This is a genomic window from Paenibacillus sp. 01T431 (assembly GCF_056398625.1).
Window position 1 is genome coordinate 552,269 of sequence record NZ_JBFTPT010000002.1, and the last position, 24,851, is coordinate 577,119.

A 24,851-nucleotide genomic window follows, 5' to 3' on the forward strand; every position below is an offset into this window, starting at 1 on the left:
ATAACATGTTATAACGTAATTGAAATAAAGTCACGATCCAGAACGATGTTACCATCTTGCGGTACATCCCCAGCTACTCCGAAATGGTTAACAATAACATTTGAAGTAGCTGAAAGGATGACAACTACTTCATAGTGATCGTTGACACCAGCGAGATTTGTATTGAAAAATCGAAGGGAATTGGCTGGTATGGTAACGGTGTTGTTACCAATTCTTACTGGTGAATTGGTATCCCAATTAAAGACCATAACGGTTGCGGTTATCGGTGAAGATCTCCGATTCATGACTTCGGTATGGGCAAATGTTGTACTCGGATTTTTTTTGAGAACACCTGTGCTTCTAACAGTACCCGAAGTGGTGTTTTTCACCCGAACTTGCTTTTTTAACTGAGTGTTCAATTTTTTCTTCATCGCGCTGGTCTTTACTACTCTCTTAGCTGATGTTTTAATTTTCACTATATCATCTCCTATATGGGGAATAATATAGTATATATAAAATTGATAGATTTGTTTGTGCGGTATTACTAGTAGATAAGCACATTTAATAGAATTGAAAAACTTACTTTTCATTGTACATGAGTGGATATCAATACACACTAATAGACAGTATGGTTCGCGAATACGACGGCAGCCATGGACGAGAAATAAAGTCCTAGAAAGCCGCTGCTATCATTGAACTATCATTCCCCGTTAGTGGAACGATAGATTCCATTTTGAAATCGTTATTTTATGAAATCAAGTCTGAACTTTTATGAGGCTCCTCATCTTCATTAAAATAATCTATATAATATCCTTCTGAATCCCAGTAATCTTCATACTCTTTATAAATATCGTTGATATTATTCTTTGGTAACCCACAATTCTCTAATAGCCATTCTCTTATATAATTAATATACTTATTCTCATCTTCCTTGATGAAATCCATAATTGCGGATTCTTTTGCAGCATTATCTGGGACATAAATAACAAATGAAGCGTTAAAAGTCCTCATAAATCCATAGCTAACATTCCTCAGCAACTGTTGTATCTCATTATCTACTAAAAATCCTTTCCATCTAAAATAATGGTGAAAATAACATACTTTCTCTGACAATGTAAGTGATATTCCACAGGGACCTGCCAAGCTATTTGTTCCGTCTGCACTATCAAAACTTGTACGCCACTTCCTCACATTATCCTTTGGATTGAATGGTAAAAGTGTATCAATAAACTCACGAATTAATGGAAATCGAGAACTGTTTTCATTTAAATCATTGCATAACTCTATTATTTCAGTTTTTTTAAGGTTATGTGACATATACGCAGTAAAATTCATTCCCACAGATGACACCACCGAGTAAATGATTAGAGATTGATACTAATAATTTCCGAATACCTAAGGTATTCGAGAAGTAATTACACTAACCTGCCCGTTAGTTTAATAAAATGAGCAGGACACCAAAGCCTGCTCTAATGCAGACAAATATAGTTTGAGAATCATACTTTTTGCAAACTAATTGCTGACTATATATAGAAATGTTAGTGCTATGCTCAATATGAAATTATTCAAGAATAAGCTGGAGGGATTAATGGATAAGTAGTGCAGCCACATTAAAAAGATTTTTTGAGGAAAAGGAATCAGAAAACCGAACTTATTTTATAAAACATAATGGTTCCGTTCATATGATAAAGTATGATTTTTTAATTGATGTAATAATCATGAGTAAAAAGAAGATCCTGGGCATCATTGTTCAAATTGATTTTAAAAATGGTGATGTACATCATTTTTTAGAGCATCTGGCTACAGGGTATGTAAAGACCAATTACTAATCAAGATCTCGATGATTATACCGTATCAAAATGTGTGATAAGTAAATGAAACGTACCAAAAATCAAATATATAGTTTTTGAAACGCTTTATTGTGTCTTTTTTATGTGTATCAAAAAGCATGCTTTCTAAAATGGTTAAATGTCCTGTTCAATTTTAACAGTTGAGCATCTCTGGATGTAAAATTCCTAGAAAGACGCTGTTGAATGAAGTTAATGATACTTTTCATGCAAAAGCATTTGTAACAGAAGTTATATAACATGAATCATTCATAACATACTATTTTTACCATCACTTTGTTTTTTGTAATCAAAAAATATCTCAACTAAATACCAATCTTGCTTCAAGTTTTTTATCTTTTAAAAGTATACTTTCAGGAATTACAATAATACTTAACTCATTTTCTCCGATATATAATATTAATTCAATGAGAGGAAGTTGAGAAATGTCTATATCAACAAATAATCAAATTTTTGCTGTTTCTATCATCATTTTTACAATAGTGGTAATAATTCAACACTTGCATGAAATTAGTAAGATTAATGCACCAATCAAGGAAGTAATGGATAAGTTGAATTTAGGGAAAGTAGACGAAACACTGAGATTATATAAAGCTTATATGAGCTTGGCTGAGTCATCCTTTGAGAAATTTAGAATTACTAAGTTAAAATTAAAAACTTATGAAGGAGGTCTTGCACTACAACATACGTTGATCTTATTAGTAAGTTTATAGTGCCATTAATACTAGCTTCATTTACAATCTTTATATCAATTAATGCGAGCCTCCTTGTTTTTGCAAATAGTAATAAAGAGCAAGATTACGAAGGTTATAAAGAGTCGATTGTTCAAATTATCCATAGTTTTAAAACGAGTTCAGAATCATACTCTTCATTTTTTCTTTGTTTTTTATTATTTTTTTTCCTTCTTAACACTTACTTCTTATTAAATTCAAGACGTACAAATATAAAGAATAAACATCTGATAATAATTGAAGAAGTAGAAAAAGCCTGGATAGGTAAACTTAGAGAATACAAAAGAGAAAAATAATTAACGGCCTTACCAGGAGGTAGTCAAGATTTTCTTTATTCCCCTCCAAACAAACTCTATACTCCTAAAGTGTGATGATGCCGTTGTGGCTAAGAAATAGATTGCCGGATACTGATGAAGGTGCATCCTATCTCGGTGAGGTGGCTTTAGTACCGCATGATTCCCCGATCTCCAATTGAACAGAGTACTTTACAATACCGGCATTGACGAGAATGCTTCCTGTCATTTGGCGCTAGGAAGTGCTTATCCTGTTAATATGGAAGGAAGGACGAAACCATCCAGCGAAGAACTTCTGGAGCGGGGCGTTAATGTAAGTCTTACGCATGTTGACTTTATGATCGGCTGCGCAAATCTTGATGTTGATGGCGAACTTCCTGACGGAACCATCGAGCCTGTCTTCCAACAAGGGAATGGGGCTTTCTAGGAGGACTGTTCACTCGACGGCGAATTGTGGTTTTGCACAGCCACGGTTCGCCTCTACCAACATGAAAAAGGACACCTTAGAGGTGTCCTTTTTGCGTTGAGTGGAGTCTCGAGGGGGCGAACCCTGGGTTAAGTCCGCGCGGACTGGAGCGAAGCGTAGAGAGCACGGAGTTTATATCCAACCTCTAATATCGTCGGCGGGGGATAGACATCGTGAGCAAGTAAGATGGAGATATGAACAAGGCCCTCACCTCCACCATGGGAAAGCCCGGCCTCATACGGTTAGGACTTTTGTTACACTCAGAATTGTAGACATCAAATTTATTGAGAATTGAAAATCTGTTTGGTTGTTGATATTGTGTTTACAATAAACTAGAAAATTAATAGCGGGTTTTATCGAGACATGTTTTTTTCCCTTGAAATGACCTATGGAATTCGAGTTCAAGGGAAACGTGGACAAAAAGTGGATAATCACCAGTTTTTTAGAAGGAGATGCATACGATGATTCGAACTTTTGAACCAATAAATGCCTTACATAAGATAGTGGGCTATATTTGGGTCGTAGACTTCGACTTTCTCTCTGATGACAACAGAGAAGATATAATTATGCCACTGGGGTATATCAATATCATTTTCAATTATGGGTCTGCCTATAGGCAGGTGGGAGAAGATCAGGAAATGGTGATCCCCAATACGGTTGTGATTGGTCAAATGAAAAGCGTGAAATATGTTCGATACGGACAACAGCTGTATCAAATCGGGATTTCATTAACTCCATTAGGGTTTATACAATTGTTTCATGTGCCCAGCCTCGAATTGGCAGAGCGAATCGTTCAAGCCATCGATGTGGACCCTGATCTAGATGAACTATACCGAATGATGATGAAATCTAGAGATGTGGAGCAACATATCACAACAATCAATCATTATTTGCTGCATAAAATGGCGTTGAATAAGAAGGATACTGACCGCATAGAAAAAATGCTTGCTTATGTAGAACGAGAATATGAAAACTTGAACATTGTGAGTATGGCAAAATTTTTTGGTATTTCAGTAAGTACGTTGGAGCGTTTCTTCAAAAAACAGATCGGACTGACCCCAAAGGCCTTTGGAGATATTGTGAAGTTCAGAAAACATGTTGAGGATGAAGGATTGAGGAAGGATATGCAGTATCGTTACTATGATCAGTCCCACCTCATCAAAACATCCAAAAGATTTGCAGGCAAAACCGTCAAAGAGTTAGAGAAACTGCCGCATGAATTAACCCTTAGTTATGTATGGCATGGTCAGAAGTAATAAATACCTGATCATAGATGCTGATTTTTTACAATACATGTTTTATCCTTCCTGTTAATCTTGAGACACTAACAAATGAGAGGAAGAGATAACGATGCAGGATATTATGATCATGGCAAGTTTACTAGTGTTTTTAAATGTAACATTATTGGCGATATTGGTTCCGGGAGGACCGATTGAGAATAGAGATTTCTCAAAATTAAAGGGAGGTGTATTTTGGGGGTTTAATCTGTTTCTTATCTTGCTTGGAATTACGTCGTTTATCGCGTGCTATCTCTTGTTGATATCACATCCAAATGCCATTTTAATCACACAAATCATCGCTGTTTCATACTTTATCGTGTACATTATCGACTTAGCGGGTATCTTTCCAAAATCACCGACTAAAATGTCTAAGCCACTTGCGCTGTTCGAAGTCATTAACGCATCCATGGCTGTATTCCTCTTCCTCTTTGTGACGGCGATTGTGCACATCGGTTCGTGAGGGCAGGAACTGTGTATGTTGTTTTTACGGTTTAGCAACGTCCGAAATAGCATTCGACTATTTAGTTGATAAAGGTAGGCTTTGTTTATTCAGATAAGTCATAGGTGCAAGCAGCTGTAATATTTAGCAGACGAGAGTATATCTTCAGATGTATTATTCAAGCCCAAATGCTTTAACATATTGAAGATAGCTTTCCTATAACAGAGAAATCTCTATTATCTGACCCAAATTATAGCCGGTTCGGAGCGATACTAGGGTGACATCAAAACTGTGACTACACCCGTAGAAACTTATGTTGCGTTATCTTCGGACAGGGATCCGATTCCCTTCGCTCCTCTGTCCGAAAAATAGAAAACCCGATCGAATGAGATCGGGTTTTTTGTCTCATGGTTATGCATAATAGCTTTTAAATGCAGAATTAAGAAGCACTATCTTCTTAACTCAAACAAACTTCCGACTCGTCTTCTTCCCATCACAGCTGAACACAATCTTCTTATCCTCAACAAACGTCTCCAGGTGAACGTTTTTCCCCCAAAGCTGAACGACATGAGGCAGCGTACGCTCAACATACTTCAGATCCAATTCCATACCCTCATACTCGTGGATTAAATAAAGCTCACCCACACGATTAAAATCCCCATCCTTAACCATCAAACTAGGGAAACCACCGTTTACTTTTGAATAAACTAGCTGATCGCGAATTTTCTCCCACGACTTATCGGTAATTTTCCACTCAGGGCCTTTTTTCTCGAAAATGTACAAATCAAGATCATTAACCAGATCCTTCGTTAGATAGTTGCGGATGAACGAAATATCTGAATCGAGCTCGCGTACCTCGAACATTTTTTCTCTGCCCTTGCCGGGGACGCGTCCGAAGCGTGCTTGTTCTTCCTTCGTTGGATTATCGAAACGGCGTTCGATATCCTCGAATATTTTCAAGCCCAAATAATAGGGATTTAAGGTGTGCCGGGAAGGCTGCACGACAGAGGAGTTTAGCTTAGCGAACTCAATCGTTTCATCGCTAGTTAGATCAAGCTCGCGTATGATTCGCTGATGCCAGTAGGAAGCCCAGCCTTCGTTCATTATCTTGGTCTCGATTTGCGGCCAGAAATAGAGCATCTCATCGCGAAGCATAGATAGAATATCACGCTGCCAATCCTCAAGAGTAGGGGAATACTCCTCAATGAACCAGACGAGATCTTTTTCTGGCCGTGGCGGAAAACGTTTGGCGTCAGCGGCCTGCGATTGAGCAGCTGATGCGGCGGCAGCCGTCCGATCCGGGTCCAGATTCCACAAGTCATCATAAGAGGAGGAGGGGATATTCCATTCCGAGCGCTCGCTGTCTTTTTGCACCATTTCGATATAACGTTTCTTATCCAATTGATAAGGCTTAATGAGCGTCGGGTCGACATGCTCTTGAATGGCAAGGATCGCGTCGATAAACTTCTCGACCGCCTCTGTGCCATGATCCATTTCATATTGATGAATACGGTCCGCTGTAGCAGACATGCTCTCGACCATATTGCGATTGGTTACACCAAAGCGAGCGTTGTTTTTGAAAAAATCACAGTGAGCCAGCACATGGGCGACGATGAGTTTATTTTGAATGAGAGAATTGCCCTCTAGAAGAAACGCGTAGCAGGGGTTGGAGTTAATAACGAGCTCATAAATTTTGCTTAAGCCGAAGTCGTATTGGAGCTTCATTTTGTTGAACGTTTTATCAAATTACAATAAATATGAAGAATATATATAGTAGGTAGAGCTGAGCGGAATATGAGATCATAAGTATATTATTTTTGTAGACTACCATATCTTCAAAATGGATTTATGTGTTATAAATTACTTAAAAAAGATTTGAATGGAAGCAATATATATAAATTTACATATCAAAAATCGTTCTTCGAAATTTCTGGAACTTCAAGAAGGCAACGCTTCATTTTACTGATGGTGTAAACGGCTAGCCCCCCTAAAACCGGAGTCTTACCGAACAAAAATATTCATTCTTAGGTAAGCTCTTATTATCGTGCTGTTACACCTTTCTATGGAAGGCTGAAGTGTCCTCCAGCGTCTTGGTCCACTCTGAAAACTGAGCTGGAGACATCTGAATCAATCCCCCGTGAATCTTTAGATTATTGTAAAAGTCCATGTATTCCTCCAGTGCTTCATAAGCCTTCTCGTAGGTCATGAAATCTCGTATGCCGAACAGATGGCGCTCCAAAATGCTATGGAACGACTCGAAGTAGGCGTTCATGTTTGGAGTCCTAGGCGGGATACGCTCATGGATCAAGCAGAGGTGCTCTCACAGGTATAGCTCCAAAGTGCATATTGATGGACTTCGGATGTGGAATGACACGTTTCTCAGATCCAAGCTCCTACTTGACCGCTTGGAAAAACACCTCAATCCGCCAGCATTTGTTTTAAACTTCAAGTGCTTGTTTGGGAACGTCATGGTGATTTGGTGATTGATTATTATCAAATAGGCTCCTTTGTACGTCGCATGCGCATCTGGGACTTCCTCGGCAGCTTCGTTCGCTTCTTAGACTTCTTTCAAACGAATGGTAATTTCACCAGCAAGTGGGAGTGCCGTCAACCCGGCCCACCAATGTGACGGTAATCGGCTGCGCTATTGGAAATGAGTTGGATTTGCGAGGACATCGACTGTCAAAGGCAGTGCTTTGTGTGGCTTTGACATCGCACGATGGCGCTATATAGATAAGTAATAATATTTGAATATGCTCGCCGTAATCGATATCTAGATCTTCGCTATACATTTCAAAGGAGGGAATATGCCCCTGAAGTCACATTATTGGACAAGAGGGAAATAAAGTGCCGTAAAGTCTACGGCGCTCGTTTGATATTATTGCGGTGGATTAAAGAAAAGCTCAACATGTTTACAACTATTGCAGACGTGCACACGTACAGTGATAATCCCTAAATTAATCTCAGGAAATTCCGTTGCCCCTTCATGTGGGAAGGGGCGAAGTGATGCTTAATTTCATTAATCTTGGCTCCGATTGCAAATACAGCCTCCATAATTGAATGCAATTACTAGTTTTGATTTTCTCGAACCCCTGATTTTATGGGTTTTCGTATTTTAGGTTTAAGCTAAAAGTATAGTGTATTGAGACATAAGGGATAATACCTATAAATTTATTGAGCGAATCAAACTGCAGATAAACATAGTTTAAACAAAGGTGACCCCTTCTTTGATTGTTAGAAGAAATTTATCATAAAGAAATACGATAAATGTCATTTTGCTCAGTTTTTTTACTTTTTGTTACCCACATTGGATGTGCCTCGCAGAAAGATTCCAACCACTTCTTTTGCCAATGCCCTATTGGATGCGTATTTTAGAAGGGTGTCTTTTCGATTTCCTAGCAGCATCATCGCGGAGAAGGTTTGTGCCAGAAGCATAGGATCGTTGACTCTAAGCACATGGTTGTCCATTGCCACTTGAAAATGTTCCGCTAATAACTGGTAGATGCTATGCTCGGATTGTCTTATTTCCATTAGTTGTTCCTCATTTAAAAAGGGCTCAGCCTCTCTCAGCATCGTTTCAATTTCGGCATGGGGATTGGTTAACCGCGCTTCGGCTACTGTAACCAATCCGTCTTCGAGGTGTTCGGCCTCCTGTAGAATACGAGATATATGCCTATGTACTTGATTTAAGACGGTTGTAACTGCCACTTTAAATAATTCCGGTTTGCTAATGAAATGATAATAAATAGCAGGCTTGGACACTTGGCATTCTTCGGCGATTTGCAGCAGCGACACAGACTCGTATCCATACTCCATAAAACGTTTGGATGCAGTCTTAATAATCATTTCCCGTATGGAAGGATCATCTTTTGCATGTTTGGGTCTACCTGGCGCACGTTGCGAGTGTTTTTTTATCATAACTACCTCCATGAATATTTTATGACAATTCATCATTTTAATCAAAAGCACCTTGATAATTTACCTACCGGTAAATATAATTAATGAGATCAAAGTATCTCCTCCATGAAAATTGTCATGGTTGCATCTAGAAAAGGCAGGTGAAAACACTGGCAACGATTACTCGGTTGAAATGGCTTAGTTACGCAACAACGCTGTTTATGTTTTTCGCGACATTTGGAGGTGGTATCGTCACCAGAACAGAATCAGGTCTGGGATGCGGCACGGAATGGCCACTGTGTCACGGGGAATTTGTTCCGGCTCATACGCTTGCTTCCGTCATCGAATACACGCATAGGCTGGTGAGTACGACTGCAGGCATTTTGGCAGTGGTTACACTGCTAACTTTTTTAGTGTATTTGAAGCAGCGAAAAGATCTGCAATTTTTTGCAGCGTTAACACTGGTTTTTGTCATCGTTCAAGGCGCAATGGGTGCATTAGCAGTCGTATTTTCACAATCTTCCCCTGTGATGGCGCTCCATTTGGGCTTTGCTTTTATCGCTTTAGCGAGTTCTTTAATGACGAGTCTTGGCTCGAGGCAAGAACAGAAAGCGCGGGGACTTGCGAAATTCGAGAAAATGCCGAGGACAAGCAAGGCATTTCGCTATTTTGTATGGTGCTTGACCGTATATTCTTATCTGGTGGTCTATACCGGCGCATTTGTAAGTCATACCGATTCGGCAGGTTCCTGTACCGGATTGTTTTGCACAGGCAGTCGGTTGCCGGAATTGGCAGGAGGGATAACAATTGAATTGACTCACCGGATCGCCGGTATGCTGCTGGTTTTGCTGGTTGTCATGTTGTGGTTTTGGATTTACAAGTATTACAAGAGCAATCGGGAATTGACGATGCAAGCCCAGTTTGCTGTTGGTCTCATTTTGTTCCAAGTTCTTACTGGTGTAGGCATGCTGTATACGCTTAACCGTCCGGAATTGTACATGTTCGTTATACTAGCCCATATGACCACTATTGCTGTACTATTTGGCATGCTTGCCTACATGAGTTATCTGACATGGAGGCTTTCCAAGCCTGCAACAATTGAAAAATAATGAAAGTTATTCAAAGGAGAGCTGCTCAGTGACAAAGACAAAACGAAAACGCATATGGCTGCGCATCCTGCTCGCGGGCTTCGTCCTCATCGCGCTTGTTGCCGCCGGATCATTCCTGTATCTAAAATCTCAAACATACGCACCAAGCAATAAAGCGGAGTCGGCATTGCAAAGCAACAGCGAGGTAAATGTAACACAAGGGAAAGACGGGTACACATTCGAGCCAGCGGATGGAAGCATCATGCAGCCCAACATTATTTTTTATCCTGGCGGATTAGTTGAGCCGGGTAGCTATTCGCCGTTTGCAAGCGAGCTTGCTAAGCTAGGTCATCGTGTATACATTGCAAAAATGCCGCTTAATCTGGCTATTTTTGGGCAAAACAAGGCCGATTCCTTCGTGAAGGAGCATCCGGGGGAATCCTTTGTCATCGGAGGTCACTCGCTAGGGGGCGCGTTTGCGGCCAGATATGCTTCAGAGCACAGCGATCAACTGGCAGGCATCTACTTCTTAGCATCGTATGCCGATGAGAGCGGAAACCTTGCCGATACCGACCTTGCCGCGCTGCAAATTACAGGTACGTCTGACGGGGTTCTTAAACATGAAGTATGGGAAAGCTCAAAAGCCAATCTTCCCGAGTTAACGGAATATGTTTCGATCAATGGCGGGAATCACGGACAATTCGGATCTTATGGCCTGCAAAAGGGAGATAGTGATCCTCAAATCGGAGAAGATGACCAGTTGGAGAAGATTGTTGATGCCATGCAGAATTGGATGGAGCAATTTATAAATAAATAGCACAATTTAAAGTATATGTGCAATAACGGCATGAAGGCAGCCATCATCGATCGGCTGCCTTCATATCATTTAGTTGTTCAATTTATTGTCTCCTTCCTTATCAAACGACAACAAATATGAAGAAAATTAAGCTTAAGTAAGGGCTTCATACTTAAATTGAGTCAGCTAGGGATTATTAATTCCTTTGTTTTAATTGTAACAACAGGCGATGTGGGCTATTCTAAGCCGAATGAAAAAATATTTGAAATAGCATGCAGTAGATCCAACTCGTCGACAGCGGACTGTTTTTATATTGGAGATAATCTGGAGAATGATGTTTTAGCCTGCGAAAAAATTGGAATGAAAGGTATATGGCTAGATAGACAGAATAGTGAATCGGACAAGAGAAATGTCTTAAGGGTTAATTCTTTATTAGAAATCAGAGATACAATAAATAGTTTTCGAAGCTAGCTCTGGCTTATATATAAGAAGCATTGGTTTCGGAAAGAGTATTTTGAAGATTCTTTAAGGCTCATCTGGCAAATAAATAAAGATTATTGACTGTATGTGTTATTTCTAGATTTTAACAATATTTTAGGGCAGTATGAAGATTGATTTATTGAAAGGAATGTAAGTGCAAGCACGAGAGTCTTGATAGGGTAAGCAGCAAGGATTTCCTGAAGTATAAGCAAAGAAATCATTCAACAAAGCAAAAAAAATAATCATCGCAAGCAATGATTTTAAGAGATCTGAAAATATAAAAGAAGTAATTGATAGCATCTATAAGAGATTTTATATCGAGGCTAAATAATTAACTCAACTTTCGATGTAACCCAGGTTGTGGGACCAACTGGATACAAAAGAAGCCTTCTGCTATGAATTGTGACTCACAGGGGACTGACCCCATAACGTGAGACAAATCAAAACACCTTCAAGAAAATGCAACCGTGTCGTAAGATATGGAGACAACCTTGGAGGTGATTTTACGTTGGCAACAAGAGTAAGTTACCCAGTGGAAGTAAAGGCAAAAGCAATTGAACTGAGAATAGCAGGCATACGGTCAAGGAGGTAATGGAGCAACTCAATATACGAGGGGTATAACGTAATTGAGAAGTTAATAAAGGAACCGTCAGATGACAGAAAAAACCTTGATACATAAAGGCTCCTCTGACTTTACTCTATGATATGGAGACAAATATTTAAGCGAAAGAAGATAATATTAATCCTCTTAGCTTAACTCCTTAAAGAAATTCTACTAGGATATAGTCTCTTTAAGATACAGCAGAACTACATCGAAGCATTATCTTGACACAAATACTGAATAAGCGGGGATTTCGCGCTTGTTCTTTTTTTTTGCCATATAAAGTTATAGAGTGACTTAACGGTCTCCTTCTAACGCTTTTGGATTTATAGTATAGGCTCGGCTTAAATAAACACATAAATCCCAAAAAAACGGCCATACGAAGTTGCTCCTGCTTTCACTAGAATAGGATTACAGATAACTGCTATACCAGAGGAGGAAACCTATGATAGATTTGTACCGATCAATATTGAAAGCGAAATATGTTTGGTTCTTGGTGTTGCCCGGAATGATTTATTATCTCGTCTTCGCCTATATTCCATTGTATGGAATCCAGATCGCGTTTCGCGATTATACATTCATACACGGAATATGGGGAAGTGAATGGGTCGGGCTGCAATATTTCAGTGAGCTATTTCAGTAAAGCGATCATTGGCGACCCTCAAGACATTCCCTTGCCCACAGGATTTGGAGACGTATGGAGTACCGGATGTAATCAGTGCTTGGAGAACCCATATGCAGCGCGCTGGGGGTTCTACGGGGATGGAGAAGGCTACCCAGCTCACCGCTCATGCTAAACGCAGTGTCGGAGATCAAACCGCTGTAGAAGAATCGAAGGTAGATTTAATACGGCTTCTTGAAGAATATGAACGAGTTACCACCATGCTTGAACAGATTGAAAAGGACATCGAAGCTCTGCTTTCTGAGATTCCAATGGCACAGCAGCTTCGCACCATAAAAGGTCTCGGGAAGATCTTCACCGCTGCCACACTAGCTGGTACAGGAGATTTAAAACAGTATGCGCATGGACATCAAGTATTACGGAAAGCTGCCCTAAATTTGGCTGAAAGTACGTCAGGAAAGCGAAAAGGACGAATTGTTCTTTCGAAACGAGGAGACTCAGCCCTGCGAAAATATCTCTATCTCGTGACGGTTCAGCTCGTTTGGAATAATCCCGTGTTCCGYCATCTGCATGAGCATAATGTGCAAGAAAAGAAGATGAAAAAGCAGCAATCCATATTTAAGTTAATAGGAAAGCTGGCACGAATTCTAGTTGGTATTATACAACGAGGAGAAAAGTTCACGCCAGAGAAAACCGTCCTTGCATGGGCAGAAGCAGCTTAARTTAAGTAGAAATCACGTATATTGACTCATTCGCAGGATTTCAAAAAGAAAGCACGGAGGACCGAGYTCGTTACCCATAAGGGCTCAGACCCATCCGCTAAACGCTATCGGTCTCCACACCTTGGACAGGTATAACGAAGGAATGTAAGGGCAGTGACCCGTTGAGATTTGGGAGGGTGAACCTCCAAGGGATTGTGGAGTATGCGTGCAGTAGAGACTGTCTGGGGAATATTTCCTGAGTGTTCCTCTATTTCCGCATGCCCAGCTCACCATCTCAAGCGGCATCAACTGCGTTGCTTCCTGAGATGGACTTGATCCAAGGTGACGAAATCCTGCGAATGAGTGAGTATATGTGAGATAAACCCTTAAAACGGAGGGACGGGTAACTATAGCTTAACAATCATCACGAGGCTGCCTGTATAACACGGCAGCCTCGTTGAACTATTCCAGCTAGTAGCTTGTCAATATTTATTAAAGACGAAACGAAGAATGATATACTAATAACAAAGAACCGTCCCACCGATATAGAGAAGGTATTCCTTCATATCTAAGTATTGTATATTCAGTCTAGAATGCTTGCTGCCTTCTTGGTCAAAATCGCAAAAATCCAGTGGAGCAGTTTATTTGCACACGCGATCACAGCTGCTTTAACCAGTAAAGTGTGATATCGATTGATTAATTCATATTCTAGTAATTTTTTATATAATCAAAATTAGAGAATAAGTGAAACATGCTCTAGCACAAGCTAAATGTGAGGGATGTTGTTAAATAGCGTAGAACGGAGAGTGAGCAGCGATGAAAATAAAGGTTATAATTTCCGATGACAATCCCTTTATCCGGGAAGGCATGAGGATCATACTGACCACCTTCAATGAGTTCGAGGTATTGGCGACGGTTGAGGATGGTCGAGAAGCCGTAGATTTCTGCAGGGAGAATGATGTAGACGTGGCACTGCTCGATGTGCAGATGCCCAATATGAATGGTGTGGAAGCGACCAAGCTGATCTCTGAGCTGACAGGAACCAAAGCGTTAATCCTAACCACCTTCGATGACGAGGCGTTTATTCTCGATGCGATTCGGAGCGGGGCGAAGGGATATCTGCTCAAGAATAACGATCCAGAGCGGATTCGGGATGCCATCATTACTGTATACAACGGACATAATGTGCTGCAGGATGCTGTGCTCGATAAGCTGAAATCTAGTTTGCTACCGGACAAGGATAAAGATAAGAAAGAAAATAAAGGGAGTAAGATCGACAGAAGCTTATTCACGGATAGAGAGCACGACATTATGTCCCTCATCGCGAAAGGGCTTTCCAATCGCGAGATTTCGAAGAAGCTGTTCATCTCAGAAGGCACCATTGCTAACCATATTACTTCTATTCTAGGCAAGAAGGGTCTTACGCATCGTACACAAATCGCGATTTATTTTTTGACCGGGGAAGTGGATTAAGTGACGGAGAGGGGAACACCTATAGAACTCTGGACAATGGGCGTAAAAGCGATTCTCTTAAGCTATGTGGTCATTCAATCCTATGTATCAATAGGTTCGATTTCACCATGGTATATGTTGTCCATCCTCCTCTACCTGTGTTTGAATATTTCCATCTATATCGCTAAAAAGGTTAGTATCACGACGATTGTGCTTCTGCTATCCATGATGGTTATTGCAGCGTCCTCGTCGTATATCCAACCCTTATTTTTACTCCTGTTCCCTCTGAACATATACGAACTATTCACTATATACCTGCGTAAAAGCGGAATTATTCTATTGCTCATGCTGGTTCCGCTCTTGTTGCTGTCTCAAGAATCTCAAGCTACCTTGGTTACATATGCTCTCGTTGCGATGCTAAGTTTCCTCTACTCCCTCTTGCTTAACAATTACATAAGCAAAATTGCAGACCTCAAAGAGGACATAGAAAATAGAAACGAACATATCCAGCATTTGACTGAGAGTCTAAATGAGAATAAAGAATATATCAGACAGTCCGATTATACGATTAAGCTGGAGGAGCGTAACCGACTGTCCCAGGAAATTCATGATAAGATCGGACATTCGATGACGGGTGCATTGATCCAGATGGAAGCCTCGAAGCGCTTGTTCACCTCCGATCCGAACAAGTCGGCGGAGCTGCTGCAGAATGCAATCCATATCTCCAAGGATGGGATCGAGAGTATCCGACTTGTGCTAAAAAATATGAAGCCACCGACAGAGAAGCTCGGAATAAATCGGATTAAATTATTTATTGATGAATTTTCAGCGAAGCATACGATCAGGACCTCTCTCACTCATGAAGGTAATGTCGATATCATTACTCCGATCCAGTGGAAGGTCATTCAGGAGAACACCCAGGAAGCGTTGACCAATGCCATGAAATATTCAAACGCTACTTTCGTCTCCATCCATATCGAAGTACTGAGGACCTTGATCAAGGTTGAAGTTTCCGACAACGGCAAAGGTGAGCAGAAGGTGATAAAAGGCTTGGGAATCATCGGTATGGAAGAACGGGCAGCAAGCGTAAATGGTACAATTATCGTCGATGGCTCAAGAGGCTTCAGTGTCACTACATTAATTCCTCACGGATAAGATGAGTTTAAATAGGAAGATTCTCATGGGTTAAGGATGAACTTGTGCACTGTCACAGGGGCATCCTTTTTTATTACAATTACATTATCCTAAAGACGAAACGGGAGTGTTACGAATGAACGTACTTGAAATTAAGCAGCTTACGAAGAAATTTGGGGATTTTATTGCCGTGGACAATATCACGATGTCCGTAAAGGAAGGCGAGATATTCGGATTTCTGGGTGCAAATGGAGCAGGTAAGAGTACGGCCATTAACATGATTGCCTCTCTGCTTCGGATCACCAAGGGTGAAATCGAAGTTCTTGGCAAGAGTATTGCTAAACACGGTAAATTTGCGAAGATGAACATCGGGATTGTACCGCAGGAAATGGCTATTTATGAGGATATGACCGCTTACGAAAATGTTCATTTTTTTGCCGGATTATACGGACTTAGAGGGGCAAAGTTAAAGGAGCGGGTGATTGAAGCACTAGCATTCGTGGGTCTTGGCGACAAGCACAAAAGCTATCCCAAAAACTTCTCAGGCGGCATGAAGCGAAGATTGAACATAGCCTGTGCAATCGCACATCGGCCAAAGCTGCTCATAATGGATGAGCCAACGGTGGGGATTGATCCGCAATCTCGCAACTATATTCTTGGTTCCGTGAAGAAACTGAATGAACTCGGTTGTACGATCATCTACACCAGCCATTACATGGAGGAGGTCGAGGAGATCTGTACAAGAATCGCCATTATAGACCACGGCAAGATCATCGCGGAAGGAACGAAAGGTCAATTAAAGGCCATCATTACGAATCAGAAAAATATAAGTATCGAAGTCCGTTCGGCGGAAAATCTGGATAGGAACAAGCTAGAGGGAATTGCTGGCGTAAACCGGGTTGAAGTGGAGGATCGAATCGTTAAGATCACCTCTGATTCCGAGGTCAATAATTTGAACCGAATCATTCAGCAGTTGATGGCGGACGATATTGAAATACGTTCAGTGGAAGAGAATGAGCCAAGTTTGGAGACGGTGTTCCTGACATTGACAGGCAGAAGCCTGCGGGACTGATAAGAAAGAAGGGGTAAGGAGGCGAAGGGGAAATGAATGTATTCAGAATAATGCTCAAAGAGTTAAAGGTTATCCGCGATCCCAAGATGCTTTTGTTCTTGGTGGTTTCGCCGCTATTAACCATGCTTATTTTGGGAACGGCGCTTACGAATGCTTTCAACGGTAGTTTAACGGTTGATGAGATTAAAGTGCTGTATAAGAATAATAGCTCGTCGAGTGATTTCTCTACCTATTGGGATGACTTCACGGGGCAGATGCGTCAAGCCGGTATTAAACTCGAGAAGGCAGACGAGAAGATGGATGGGAAAATAGAAGTGAAGAACAACCGCTATGCGGGTTACGTCGAGATTACGGACAATGGACTGAAGTATTACAGCAGCAGTCAGAGCTTAATTGAAAGCGGTATTGCTAAGAGCGTGCTTACAGCATTTGCAGATCGTTACCGATTGGCGGCTGAAGTAGCAGGTACCGACTCGGAGCAAGCGGATGCGATCATGAGCGGAAGCGGCAGTGAAAGCTATGTGATGGAAGAGTCGCTGAATGCGACAAGGAAACCGGGAGCCATGGACTATTTCGCTGTAGCGATTACGACAATGATTATTTTATATAGCGCCTTGACGGCCGCACAATTAATAGATAGTGAACGGAAAAGGAACACAGCTGTCCGATTGCTTGCTTCACCGGTGACGAAAATCGAAATTTTTGTGGGTAAATTAGCAGGTCTTGTTGTGTTAAATGTGATACTCACAATTGTTGTAGTGCTTATTAGTAAATACATGTTTAATGCCTACTGGGGAGAAAATTTGGGTCTCGTGTTTATAACGCTCTTTACTGAAATCATTTTCGCTGTGAGCTTAGGACTCGGGTTCAGTTATATCATTAAGGGTAACGCATCAGGCACTGTTGTGATGATTATTATCCAATTGGCCGCATTTTTCGGCGGTTCATACTTCCCGGTCGAGAAGGCTACTGGATTCATGGCAGCTCTCTCTTCTCTTTCTCCGCTGCAATGGTCAAATGCTGCACTTCTTGAAATGATCTACGCAGACAATATGACAGCAACGGTTAACGCCGTGATGTTGAATATCGGCTTCGCGATCGTCTTGCTTGGTATCGCATTAACGATGATACGCAGAAAGGAGGGGCTGTAAGAATGAGAGACACATTATGGCTGATCCGGAAGACGTTTATTTCCACCTTTAAAAACGTTTTGAATCTATTTATATATTTTGTCTTTCCTGTTATGGGAATTCTGCTCGCGACACTAGTCCAAGGAGGCACGGGAGAAGTTGATTTAAAAATGGGCATTGTTAATCATGATGGGGGTCAGACGATTACAAAAGGTGTTATTGATTCGGTGGGCAGACAAGATTCCATGCTTGTAATTGCGCTTGAAGAGAATGAGATAAATGGTCAGATTGCTTCTGGAGAGCTGGATGCAGCAATTATCTTTCCCGCAGGTTTCGCGCAAAGCTTGATTGTTGGCAAGCCAGCAAATGTTAAGATCGTATCCATTAAGGGGGCGCAGGTTACCGGACAGGTAAAGGCATCCTTGGATCAACATATTAACAATATGGCTTCGATCGGCATGATAGCTAAAGGAGATGAGGCTAAGTTTATTACCCTATATGACGAATTTCAAAAAACGGGATTCGAACTATCAGCCCAGAAAGTGGAGGATCAATCTGTCAATTTCAACAAAACCAATCAATCAATAGGATACTTACTCATCCTCATGCTAGTGTCCGCTTCGAATTTATCTGGTATTCTTATCAAGGAAAGAGAGAATAGAACCTATTATCGCCTTCTATCCTCACCGATCAACCCTAGAACCTATGTCTTATCTAATATCATCGTTAATTTGACTATGATGATGCTGCAGATTGCAGTGACACTGTTGATTATGATAACTATTTTTCATGTCGATCCGGGTATTCCTTATTGGAGCATGTTCCTGATACTTGTGTTATTTGCACTGGTGGCAATAGGATTATCTCTTGTAATTGTGGCATTTTCCAGTAGCTCTTCAACAGCCAGCGGCATGCAGAATATGATCCTCATTCCTAGCAGCTTATTGTCCGGATGTATGTTCCCGCTTGTGTTAATGCCGGAAACCATGCAGCAGCTTGCGCACTTTCTTCCCCAATATTGGTTGTTGGATACCTTCAGCGATCTACAGCAAGGGGTATCCCTTGGGGAATTATCCTTGAACTTGATCATTTTGATTGCTTTTTCTGTGGCCTTATCTTTAATAGCCGTCTATAAGTTTGGCAGGAATAATGATACTCGAAGCTATATTTAAGAAATAAACTAATCCCGTATATTAATTATCTACTTCCAGTCTACTATATTGTAGGAGATTTCGAACTTTACAACGAGCTTAGGTCTTCGATTTTCTTCAACCTGGATATGTTCCCAAACCAAACTCGGATATCGTTACCCGTTAGTTCAAACCGGAGTCGCTAAATTCTAAAGCGGTAACCCTGCAGGGAAAGGGGATGCTAAGCCATCTAACGTCTGATTTCTTCATGCCGGCAGATTGTATAACCTGTGGAACATCTGTAATTGGCATTAAAGGAACTTCTTTGTTCCTAAACTCATCAATAATAGTTTATCATTACCTCAGAGCTCGATGAAATCCTTAACACCTTTGCTCCACGTTTAACCAGCCGTGAATATCCGTTAATATCACTGTAAACATGATGGCAAACTTTAGCCATTTGGATTTCAGTAAATTGGCAGATGGACAGTCTGAATAATTAAATCGCTAATAGAGGGGCAGGCGTTTCTGTAGTAAAGAGAAACTAGTTCTATTATTAAGCTTGCACCAATAAAATAGAGATGTGAAAGCGATGTAAGGCGCGGCATCGCTTAACGTCAAAGAAGCCTAATGGTTCCTTATTGAACAAAAATAAAGTTGAAAATGCTCAGAGTCATCCTCAAAAGGATGGCTTTTTTTGTACGCTAAACATTCTGTTACGATAGTCTTTGATTTTGGTCTTTTTTTCCATGCATTATTGATATAATGAGTTTAAAATTATTCGTAACAGAAGTTTTAGGGGCTTTTGGGCATCATTTTTTGGTGACATTCCAAAATGGGGGATTATTATGAGACCAATCGAGTTTACGAAAGAAGAAGCTTTTTTAAGCACATTAAAAGAATATTTAGAATCTGAAGACGCTCATGATATTCTTAAGCATTTAACCCAATCGAAACTATCATTTAAATATTCAGATAGATTTTCAGAAAAGCTTTGGAATCAAAAAACTGCATATGTAGAAATCAAAGTACCTGTACGATCCAAGCAAACTCTAGAACATGAAGATTTATTTTATCGCTTAAATCGGTATTGCGGGGACATATTCGAGGATGATGAGGAATATGGCTTCAAAGGTGTGCAGATTGGCGTACTTATCGGAACTCCAACCGAACAATCTGTAAATAAAGACATCAAGTACCATAGTAAAAATCAGGTGTACGAGAATTTAAGAACGAAAGTTCATAAAGCCTCATTGAATCCAATGTGGGGTTGCGGAGGAAGCAGCCATTATGACAAGCCGGTCATGGACGGCTTTTGAAATTGATAAAAATTGGTACGATGTTGCTAGTCAAAGAATTAATAAAGTGTTAGAAGAAAGATGTGAAAAAATTAGTTCTATAATGAACAATTAAAAATAAGTGGTGTTTCGTATGAGAAGCATCAGTTAGTGATTTTTGAGCAAAAAATTGGGCTTTCAATTATAAGTCCACCTACCAAGGCGCTTCTTTTTTTGCAAAGCTGATAATTAACGCTCTACAGGAATGCTAACGGGGAACGATAGTTCAATAAAAAAACGGAAGCAGCTGATCACAATGATCGGCTGCTTCATTACGCTAACGGGCAGTTTACCGCAACTAATGGTGATTTTTATCGTCATTATAGTGGGTAGGAATAATTTTACGATGCTGCTTCAGAGTCGTGCGGGCGAGCTTCATCTGCTCCCGGCGCTTCCGGCAGTTTGGTGAATCCGAGAGGCCGGCCGGCCTTCTCCGCTTTCATGCGGATGCCGGCGTCGTCTACACCGTGCTTCCGGATTGAAACGATTGCTTGTGTCAACGCCAATGCCCAAGCAGGGAAGAGTGAAATAAAACCGCTTGTCGCTGCAGTTTAATCCTTGATCAAAGCAGAACTAGGCCGCACTAGCATTGGCCGGTAGATGACCCTCGGAATTCGTCAATTCGTCGGGGGTCATCTTTTTTCTGTCCAGAAACGGAAGCATACGAGGGACGATATCGCCGCGTTCTATGCGGATCGCAAACCGATTTGAACGGCGGCAACGGGATGCTATTGTCCGGGCACCTTGCCATCCGATCTTCAAAAATGACAACGCTTTCTTATGAATGTTGGCTTTCGACGCTCTGATTCGAAGAGTACACTGAAAACAAAGGAGGAGCAGATATGGAGTTGGATACACGCGTAATCGGAATTAAGGGAAAAACAGAACAGCGAACGCAGTTTTGGAAGCGATTTAAAAAACAAAAAACGCTGCACCTGTTCGTTGGGCTCGGCATGATATTTTTGCTTGTCTTCGCCTATACGCCGATGTTCGGCATTCTAATGGCATTTAAGCAGTATTCCATCTCTACCGGAATTAAGGGCATTTTTACAAGCGATTGGGTGGGATTAAAGCATTTCAAGGAGTTCTTTAATGACTATCAGTTTGGAACAATCGTTCGAAATACGCTGGCATTGAGTCTGCTAAAAATCCTTTTTGCTTTTCCGGCTCCCATATTGCTGGCCATTCTATTAAGCGAAGTAAAAAATTTGAAGTTTAAGCGTTTTGTCCAAACGATCAGCTATTTGCCCCATTTCATCTCGTGGGTTGTCGTCGCAGGCATCGCTTTCGCCTTCCTGTCGACGGATATCGGAATGGTCAATAAAGCGCTTCTAGGGCTAGGCATAATCGACAAGCCGCTTGACATATTGACGAACCCCAACTATTTCTGGGGACTGGCGACTGGAAGTGCCGTCTGGAAGGAGATGGGCTGGTGGACGATTATCTTCCTGGCCGCCATAGCGGGCATTAACCCGTCATTATATGAAGCCGCGCAGATCGACGGAGCGGGCCGCTTGGCTCGAATTCGCCATATTACGTTCCCTGGAATGAAAGGAACGATCGTCGTTGTACTTATTCTGACGATTGGAAGCATTCTGGGCGGAGGACTGGTGGGCTCCAACTTCGAGCAGGCGTTTCTGTTCGGCAACAGCATCAACAATCCGACCTCGGAGATCGTGCAAACTTATGCGTTTAAGGTCGGATTAAGAGACGGGAGATTTTCCTATGCGGCAGCGATTGATTTGATCCAGTCCGTCATTTCCGTCATCCTGATTTTCTCCAGCAACTACATTGCCAAACGCACTTCGGGATCAAGTCTATTCTAGGAAAGGGGAGCGTGCATGCAGCTCAGCCAAAAACAAAAAGATCGTATCATGGATGCTATGATTTATGCATTACTAGCCATTCTGACGTTATCGATGCTTTATCCGTTCTATTACGTCCTGATTCTTTCCTTCAATAAAGGAACCGATTCGCTTCTTGGGGGCGTCTATCTATGGCCAAGGACCTTTTCCTTTGAAAATTACGCGCGATTTTTGGATGACCCCCACTGGTACCGTGCTTTTTTGGTCACGATTATGAGAACGCTTGCTGGAACCGCCCTAGGCGTCCTTTTTACCTGTTTGGTTGCTTATGGGCTGTCTCACCGCGATCTTCTGTTTCGCAAAGGTTATTTCACGGTCATTATATTCGCGATGTACTTTTCCGGCGGTTTGATACCGTATTACGTCGTTCTGCGCTCACTGGGGCTGCTGAACACGTTTGGTGTCTATGTCATTCCTTCCATGTTAAGTACGTTTTTTCTGCTGATAGCCATTTCGTTCTTCCAGGAAATTCCGAGTGAACTCAAGGAGTCGGCTTACATGGACGGGGCTACCGAGCTCGTTATTTTCTACCGGATCATCCTTCCCGTCTCTATGCCGCTGATCGCAACCATGTCGCTTTTCTTGGGGGTTGGTCAATGGAACTCTTGGCTGGATTCCGCTTACTTCGTGCAGTCGGAAGGTCTGCGGACGCTCGCTTTCCGGATGATGGAGGTTATCAACAAGAGCAATGCGCCGATGGACGCTATAGCCGTTGCGAACAGTGCTTCAGCGGGCGTCACCAGCTATTCGCTTCAGGTAGCGGCTATGGTTATATCTATCGCGCCTATCGTGTGCGTCTATCCGTTCCTCCAGAGGTTTTTCATTCAAGGCATTATGCTGGGTTCCGTGAAGGGTTGATTTTGTTGGCATGATATTAAAGCGTTTGCTTTAATATAAACATCACTTGTTGGAGGGGTTATTTTGAAAAGAAACAAAGGGAAGAAGGCACTGCTCTTATCGCTCATCCTAATGATGACGATATCTCTGATGTCCGCATGCGGAAATAACAACGATGGTCAAGTCAATAACTCGGAGGGGAGCGAACAGCCCGCAAAAAGCAACGAGGCAAAGGAGCTGTCCTTGTTTATCGATGCCTCCTGGTATCCGGTGAAGGAGTGGAAGGGGTCGGTTGCCGAGAAAATTACCGAAAAGACGGGAATCAAGCTGAAAGTGACAGTAGCCACGGACGACAAGCAGCTTCCGCTCATGATCGCGTCCGGCGATCTCCCGGATCTGGTTTTTACTAACGCAAACATCGAACGGATGTCCGATTCGAAGCTTTCTTATCCTTGGAACGAGTTGATCGAGAAATACGCGCCTGACTTTAAGATCGATCCGATACGAATTGCGATCCACACGATGGATGACGGCAATTTCTATACGGTGCGCAACTCCTTCGCGACGCAGGAGGAAATGGTGCAGAACAAATACTCGGTCGGCAGCGACGGCAACCCGGGTATCGCGGTGCGCGAGGATATTCTGCAAGAGCTTGGCAATCCGCCAATAGACACCATTGACGACTTTATGAAGGTTTTGGGCATGGTCAAAGAAAAATATCCGGACATGATCCCTCTGATCATGGACAAAGATTGGATCGAGCAATACTTCCTGACGCAGTTCGGCGTCGAGGGCCTTCTGGACGGCTGGTATGAGCGGGACGGAAAAGTGGACTATGCGATCAGAAAGCCGGAAATGCTGGATTTCTTCAAGTTTATGAACCGTCTGTACCGCGAAGGGGACATTCTGGCGGAGAACTTCGCCTATACGAACGATCAGATCGACGATCAGTATGCGACCAGCGGGAAGGCATTCGCGCATATGCATACGGTCAGCATAGCAGACTCGGACAATATCAAGGTCAAAAACGCCGGCGGTTCGTATACGTTCCAAATGCTGCCTAGCTCCATTTCGAAAGATGCGAAAGCGGTCAGCTCTGGACTGGGCTTTGCAGGTACATTTATCACGAAGAAAAACAAGGATCCGGAGGCGTCGATCAAGTTCCTTCAATATCTGGCGAGCGACGAAGGCAAAAAGTTAACGATGTTCGGCGTCGAGGGCGAGCATTGGACCTGGAACGACGAAGGGTATCCGAATTTGAAATACGATCCGTCCGACGCCGATTTCGTCAACAGCAACGGAATCAAATGGTGGTACCTGTACAACGACGGCGTTACGGAAGGCATGTTGAGCTACGTACCGGGAGCGCAGAAGACGAAAGCGTTGATGGAAAGAAAGGCGTTCACGGTTTACAAGCCGGAGCTCGGCTTGATTCAGCTGCAGCCGGATTCGGATGAGAAGACGATCAAAACGAAGATCGACGAGATGATCAAAAACGAGAAGGTTAAAATCTACTTGGCGAAGTCGGAGGAAGAAGCCGTGGCAAACTACGAGAGCATGGTGAAGAACGCCGAGAAGATCGGTCTGGATCGCTTGGTGGATTGGGCTAACCAAACCTATCAGAAGAAGAAGGATTTGTTTAAAAAATAAGACTTGGTCCGTCAGGAGCGCTGC

At 42.0% G+C, this 24,851-nt stretch carries 23 protein-coding genes and 2 pseudogenes; 20 read left to right on the plus strand and 5 right to left on the minus strand.

Annotation, left to right across the window (positions count from 1 at the left end; translation table 11 throughout):
- Positions 1–8 precede the first annotated feature (8 nt).
- Both AC1DM9_RS04955 and AC1DM9_RS04960 read right to left on the minus strand, forming a co-directional pair.
- Entirely contained in the window at positions 9–455 is a 447-nt protein-coding gene (locus AC1DM9_RS04955) for a hypothetical protein (protein WP_364150309.1), read from the minus strand.
- A 271-nt stretch (positions 456–726) separates the two neighbouring features.
- Entirely contained in the window at positions 727–1,320 is a 594-nt protein-coding gene (locus AC1DM9_RS04960) for a hypothetical protein (RefSeq protein WP_477578857.1), read from the minus strand.
- A 931-nt stretch (positions 1,321–2,251) separates the two neighbouring features.
- Here AC1DM9_RS04960 and AC1DM9_RS04965 point away from each other — a divergent pair.
- The 4 genes and pseudogenes from AC1DM9_RS04965 to AC1DM9_RS04980 all read left to right on the plus strand — a co-directional run bounded on the left by AC1DM9_RS04965 (position 2,252) and on the right by AC1DM9_RS04980 (position 5,056).
- Positions 2,252–2,539 carry a hypothetical protein gene (locus tag AC1DM9_RS04965; RefSeq protein ID WP_477578859.1) on the plus strand — a complete coding sequence of 96 codons (288 nt, stop codon included), beginning with the start codon at positions 2,252–2,254 and terminating at the stop codon, positions 2,537–2,539.
- 415 nt (positions 2,540–2,954) lie between these two features.
- A pseudogene (locus AC1DM9_RS04970) lies at positions 2,955–3,277 on the plus strand (aminopeptidase); the annotation flags it as partial.
- 500 nt (positions 3,278–3,777) lie between these two features.
- Positions 3,778–4,572: a DUF6597 domain-containing transcriptional factor gene (locus tag AC1DM9_RS04975; RefSeq protein WP_477578861.1), complete on the plus strand. Its 795-nt coding sequence runs from the start codon at positions 3,778–3,780 to the stop codon at positions 4,570–4,572.
- Between the two features lie 112 nt (positions 4,573–4,684).
- The gene (locus AC1DM9_RS04980) at positions 4,685–5,056 is read left to right on the plus strand and encodes a DUF8051 family protein (protein ID WP_477512960.1); all 372 of its coding nucleotides are present in this window, start codon (positions 4,685–4,687) and stop codon (positions 5,054–5,056) included.
- A 441-nt stretch (positions 5,057–5,497) separates the two neighbouring features.
- Here the strand turns inward: AC1DM9_RS04980 and AC1DM9_RS04985 are convergent.
- The 3 genes and pseudogenes from AC1DM9_RS04985 to AC1DM9_RS04995 form a co-directional block, all read right to left on the minus strand.
- Positions 5,498–6,781 (minus strand): annotated as a pseudogene (locus AC1DM9_RS04985) (SpoVR family protein); the annotation flags it as partial.
- A gap of 304 nt (positions 6,782–7,085) precedes the next feature.
- The gene (locus AC1DM9_RS04990; protein ID WP_477512984.1) at positions 7,086–7,343 is read right to left on the minus strand and encodes an integrase core domain-containing protein; all 258 of its coding nucleotides are present in this window, start codon (positions 7,341–7,343) and stop codon (positions 7,086–7,088) included.
- A gap of 980 nt (positions 7,344–8,323) precedes the next feature.
- Complete coding sequence (locus AC1DM9_RS04995) at positions 8,324–8,953, minus strand: TetR/AcrR family transcriptional regulator (protein WP_477512985.1); 630 nt, start codon at positions 8,951–8,953, stop codon at positions 8,324–8,326.
- Positions 8,954–9,093: 140 nt separating this feature from the next.
- Here AC1DM9_RS04995 and AC1DM9_RS05000 point away from each other — a divergent pair, with 140 nt between their 5' ends.
- The 16 genes from AC1DM9_RS05000 (at position 9,094) to AC1DM9_RS05075 (ending at position 24,827) form a co-directional block, all read left to right on the plus strand.
- On the plus strand, positions 9,094–10,041 hold the full coding sequence (locus AC1DM9_RS05000) for a COX15/CtaA family protein (protein ID WP_477578863.1): 948 nt from the start codon (positions 9,094–9,096) through the stop codon (positions 10,039–10,041).
- A 28-nt stretch (positions 10,042–10,069) separates the two neighbouring features.
- A complete protein-coding gene (locus tag AC1DM9_RS05005) occupies positions 10,070–10,837 on the plus strand; it encodes an alpha/beta fold hydrolase (protein WP_477512987.1) in 768 nt (255 codons plus the stop codon).
- Positions 10,838–10,993: 156 nt separating this feature from the next.
- On the plus strand, positions 10,994–11,287 hold the full coding sequence (locus AC1DM9_RS05010; protein ID WP_477512988.1) for an HAD family hydrolase: 294 nt from the start codon (positions 10,994–10,996) through the stop codon (positions 11,285–11,287).
- A 1,055-nt stretch (positions 11,288–12,342) separates the two neighbouring features.
- Positions 12,343–12,540: a hypothetical protein gene (locus tag AC1DM9_RS05015; protein WP_441887000.1), complete on the plus strand. Its 198-nt coding sequence runs from the start codon at positions 12,343–12,345 to the stop codon at positions 12,538–12,540.
- Positions 12,541–12,632: 92 nt separating this feature from the next.
- Positions 12,633–13,241 carry a transposase gene (locus tag AC1DM9_RS05020; protein ID WP_477578866.1) on the plus strand — a complete coding sequence of 203 codons (609 nt, stop codon included), beginning with the start codon at positions 12,633–12,635 and terminating at the stop codon, positions 13,239–13,241.
- 795 nt (positions 13,242–14,036) lie between these two features.
- Entirely contained in the window at positions 14,037–14,693 is a 657-nt protein-coding gene (locus AC1DM9_RS05025) for a response regulator (RefSeq protein ID WP_441887003.1), read from the plus strand.
- A gap of 21 nt (positions 14,694–14,714) precedes the next feature.
- Positions 14,715–15,827: a sensor histidine kinase gene (locus AC1DM9_RS05030; RefSeq protein ID WP_441887025.1), complete on the plus strand. Its 1,113-nt coding sequence runs from the start codon at positions 14,715–14,717 to the stop codon at positions 15,825–15,827.
- 115 nt (positions 15,828–15,942) lie between these two features.
- On the plus strand, positions 15,943–16,878 hold the full coding sequence (locus tag AC1DM9_RS05035) for an ABC transporter ATP-binding protein (RefSeq protein WP_477512858.1): 936 nt from the start codon (positions 15,943–15,945) through the stop codon (positions 16,876–16,878).
- A gap of 32 nt (positions 16,879–16,910) precedes the next feature.
- Positions 16,911–18,029, plus strand: coding sequence for an ABC transporter permease (locus tag AC1DM9_RS05040; protein ID WP_477578868.1), 1,119 nt, complete (start codon positions 16,911–16,913; stop codon positions 18,027–18,029).
- Between the two features lie 2 nt (positions 18,030–18,031).
- Complete coding sequence (locus AC1DM9_RS05045; protein WP_441887008.1) at positions 18,032–19,180, plus strand: ABC transporter permease; 1,149 nt, start codon at positions 18,032–18,034, stop codon at positions 19,178–19,180.
- Positions 19,181–19,986: 806 nt separating this feature from the next.
- Positions 19,987–20,457, plus strand: coding sequence for a hypothetical protein (locus AC1DM9_RS05050; RefSeq protein WP_477512856.1), 471 nt, complete (start codon positions 19,987–19,989; stop codon positions 20,455–20,457).
- A gap of 223 nt (positions 20,458–20,680) precedes the next feature.
- Positions 20,681–20,884 (plus strand): hypothetical protein, encoded by a 204-nt coding sequence (locus tag AC1DM9_RS05055; RefSeq protein WP_477578871.1) that lies wholly within the window; start codon positions 20,681–20,683, stop codon positions 20,882–20,884.
- Entirely contained in the window at positions 20,878–21,030 is a 153-nt protein-coding gene (locus AC1DM9_RS05060; RefSeq protein ID WP_477578873.1) for a hypothetical protein, read from the plus strand. The genes AC1DM9_RS05055 and AC1DM9_RS05060 overlap by 7 nt, the downstream gene beginning before the upstream one ends.
- Positions 21,031–21,317: 287 nt before the next feature.
- The gene (locus AC1DM9_RS05065; protein ID WP_477512854.1) at positions 21,318–22,301 is read left to right on the plus strand and encodes an ABC transporter permease; all 984 of its coding nucleotides are present in this window, start codon (positions 21,318–21,320) and stop codon (positions 22,299–22,301) included.
- Positions 22,302–22,316: 15 nt separating this feature from the next.
- Positions 22,317–23,198, plus strand: coding sequence for a carbohydrate ABC transporter permease (locus AC1DM9_RS05070; RefSeq protein ID WP_057304608.1), 882 nt, complete (start codon positions 22,317–22,319; stop codon positions 23,196–23,198).
- 63 nt (positions 23,199–23,261) lie between these two features.
- Positions 23,262–24,827: an extracellular solute-binding protein gene (locus tag AC1DM9_RS05075; protein WP_477512853.1), complete on the plus strand. Its 1,566-nt coding sequence runs from the start codon at positions 23,262–23,264 to the stop codon at positions 24,825–24,827.
- Positions 24,828–24,851: the final 24 nt, after the last annotated feature.

Excerpts from the sequence above, each read along its gene's own strand:
- AC1DM9_RS04965 (WP_477578859.1), top strand. The coding sequence starts at position 2,252 with ATGTCTATATCAACAAATAATCAAATTTTTGCTGTTTCTATCATCATT.
- AC1DM9_RS04975 (WP_477578861.1), top strand. The coding sequence starts at position 3,778 with ATGATTCGAACTTTTGAACCAATAAATGCCTTACATAAGATAGTGGGC.
- AC1DM9_RS04980 (WP_477512960.1), top strand. The coding sequence starts at position 4,685 with ATGGCAAGTTTACTAGTGTTTTTAAATGTAACATTATTGGCGATATTG.
- AC1DM9_RS04995 (WP_477512985.1), bottom strand. The coding sequence starts at position 8,953 with ATGATAAAAAAACACTCGCAACGTGCGCCAGGTAGACCCAAACATGCA.
- AC1DM9_RS05015 (WP_441887000.1), top strand. The coding sequence starts at position 12,343 with ATGATAGATTTGTACCGATCAATATTGAAAGCGAAATATGTTTGGTTC.
- AC1DM9_RS05025 (WP_441887003.1), top strand. The coding sequence starts at position 14,037 with ATGAAAATAAAGGTTATAATTTCCGATGACAATCCCTTTATCCGGGAA.
- AC1DM9_RS05035 (WP_477512858.1), top strand. The coding sequence starts at position 15,943 with ATGAACGTACTTGAAATTAAGCAGCTTACGAAGAAATTTGGGGATTTT.
- AC1DM9_RS05040 (WP_477578868.1), top strand. The coding sequence starts at position 16,911 with ATGAATGTATTCAGAATAATGCTCAAAGAGTTAAAGGTTATCCGCGAT.
- AC1DM9_RS05045 (WP_441887008.1), top strand. The coding sequence starts at position 18,032 with ATGAGAGACACATTATGGCTGATCCGGAAGACGTTTATTTCCACCTTT.
- AC1DM9_RS05050 (WP_477512856.1), top strand. The coding sequence starts at position 19,987 with ATGAGACCAATCGAGTTTACGAAAGAAGAAGCTTTTTTAAGCACATTA.
- AC1DM9_RS05055 (WP_477578871.1), top strand. The coding sequence starts at position 20,681 with ATGCTAACGGGGAACGATAGTTCAATAAAAAAACGGAAGCAGCTGATC.
- AC1DM9_RS05065 (WP_477512854.1), top strand. The coding sequence starts at position 21,318 with ATGGAGTTGGATACACGCGTAATCGGAATTAAGGGAAAAACAGAACAG.
- AC1DM9_RS05070 (WP_057304608.1), top strand. The coding sequence starts at position 22,317 with ATGCAGCTCAGCCAAAAACAAAAAGATCGTATCATGGATGCTATGATT.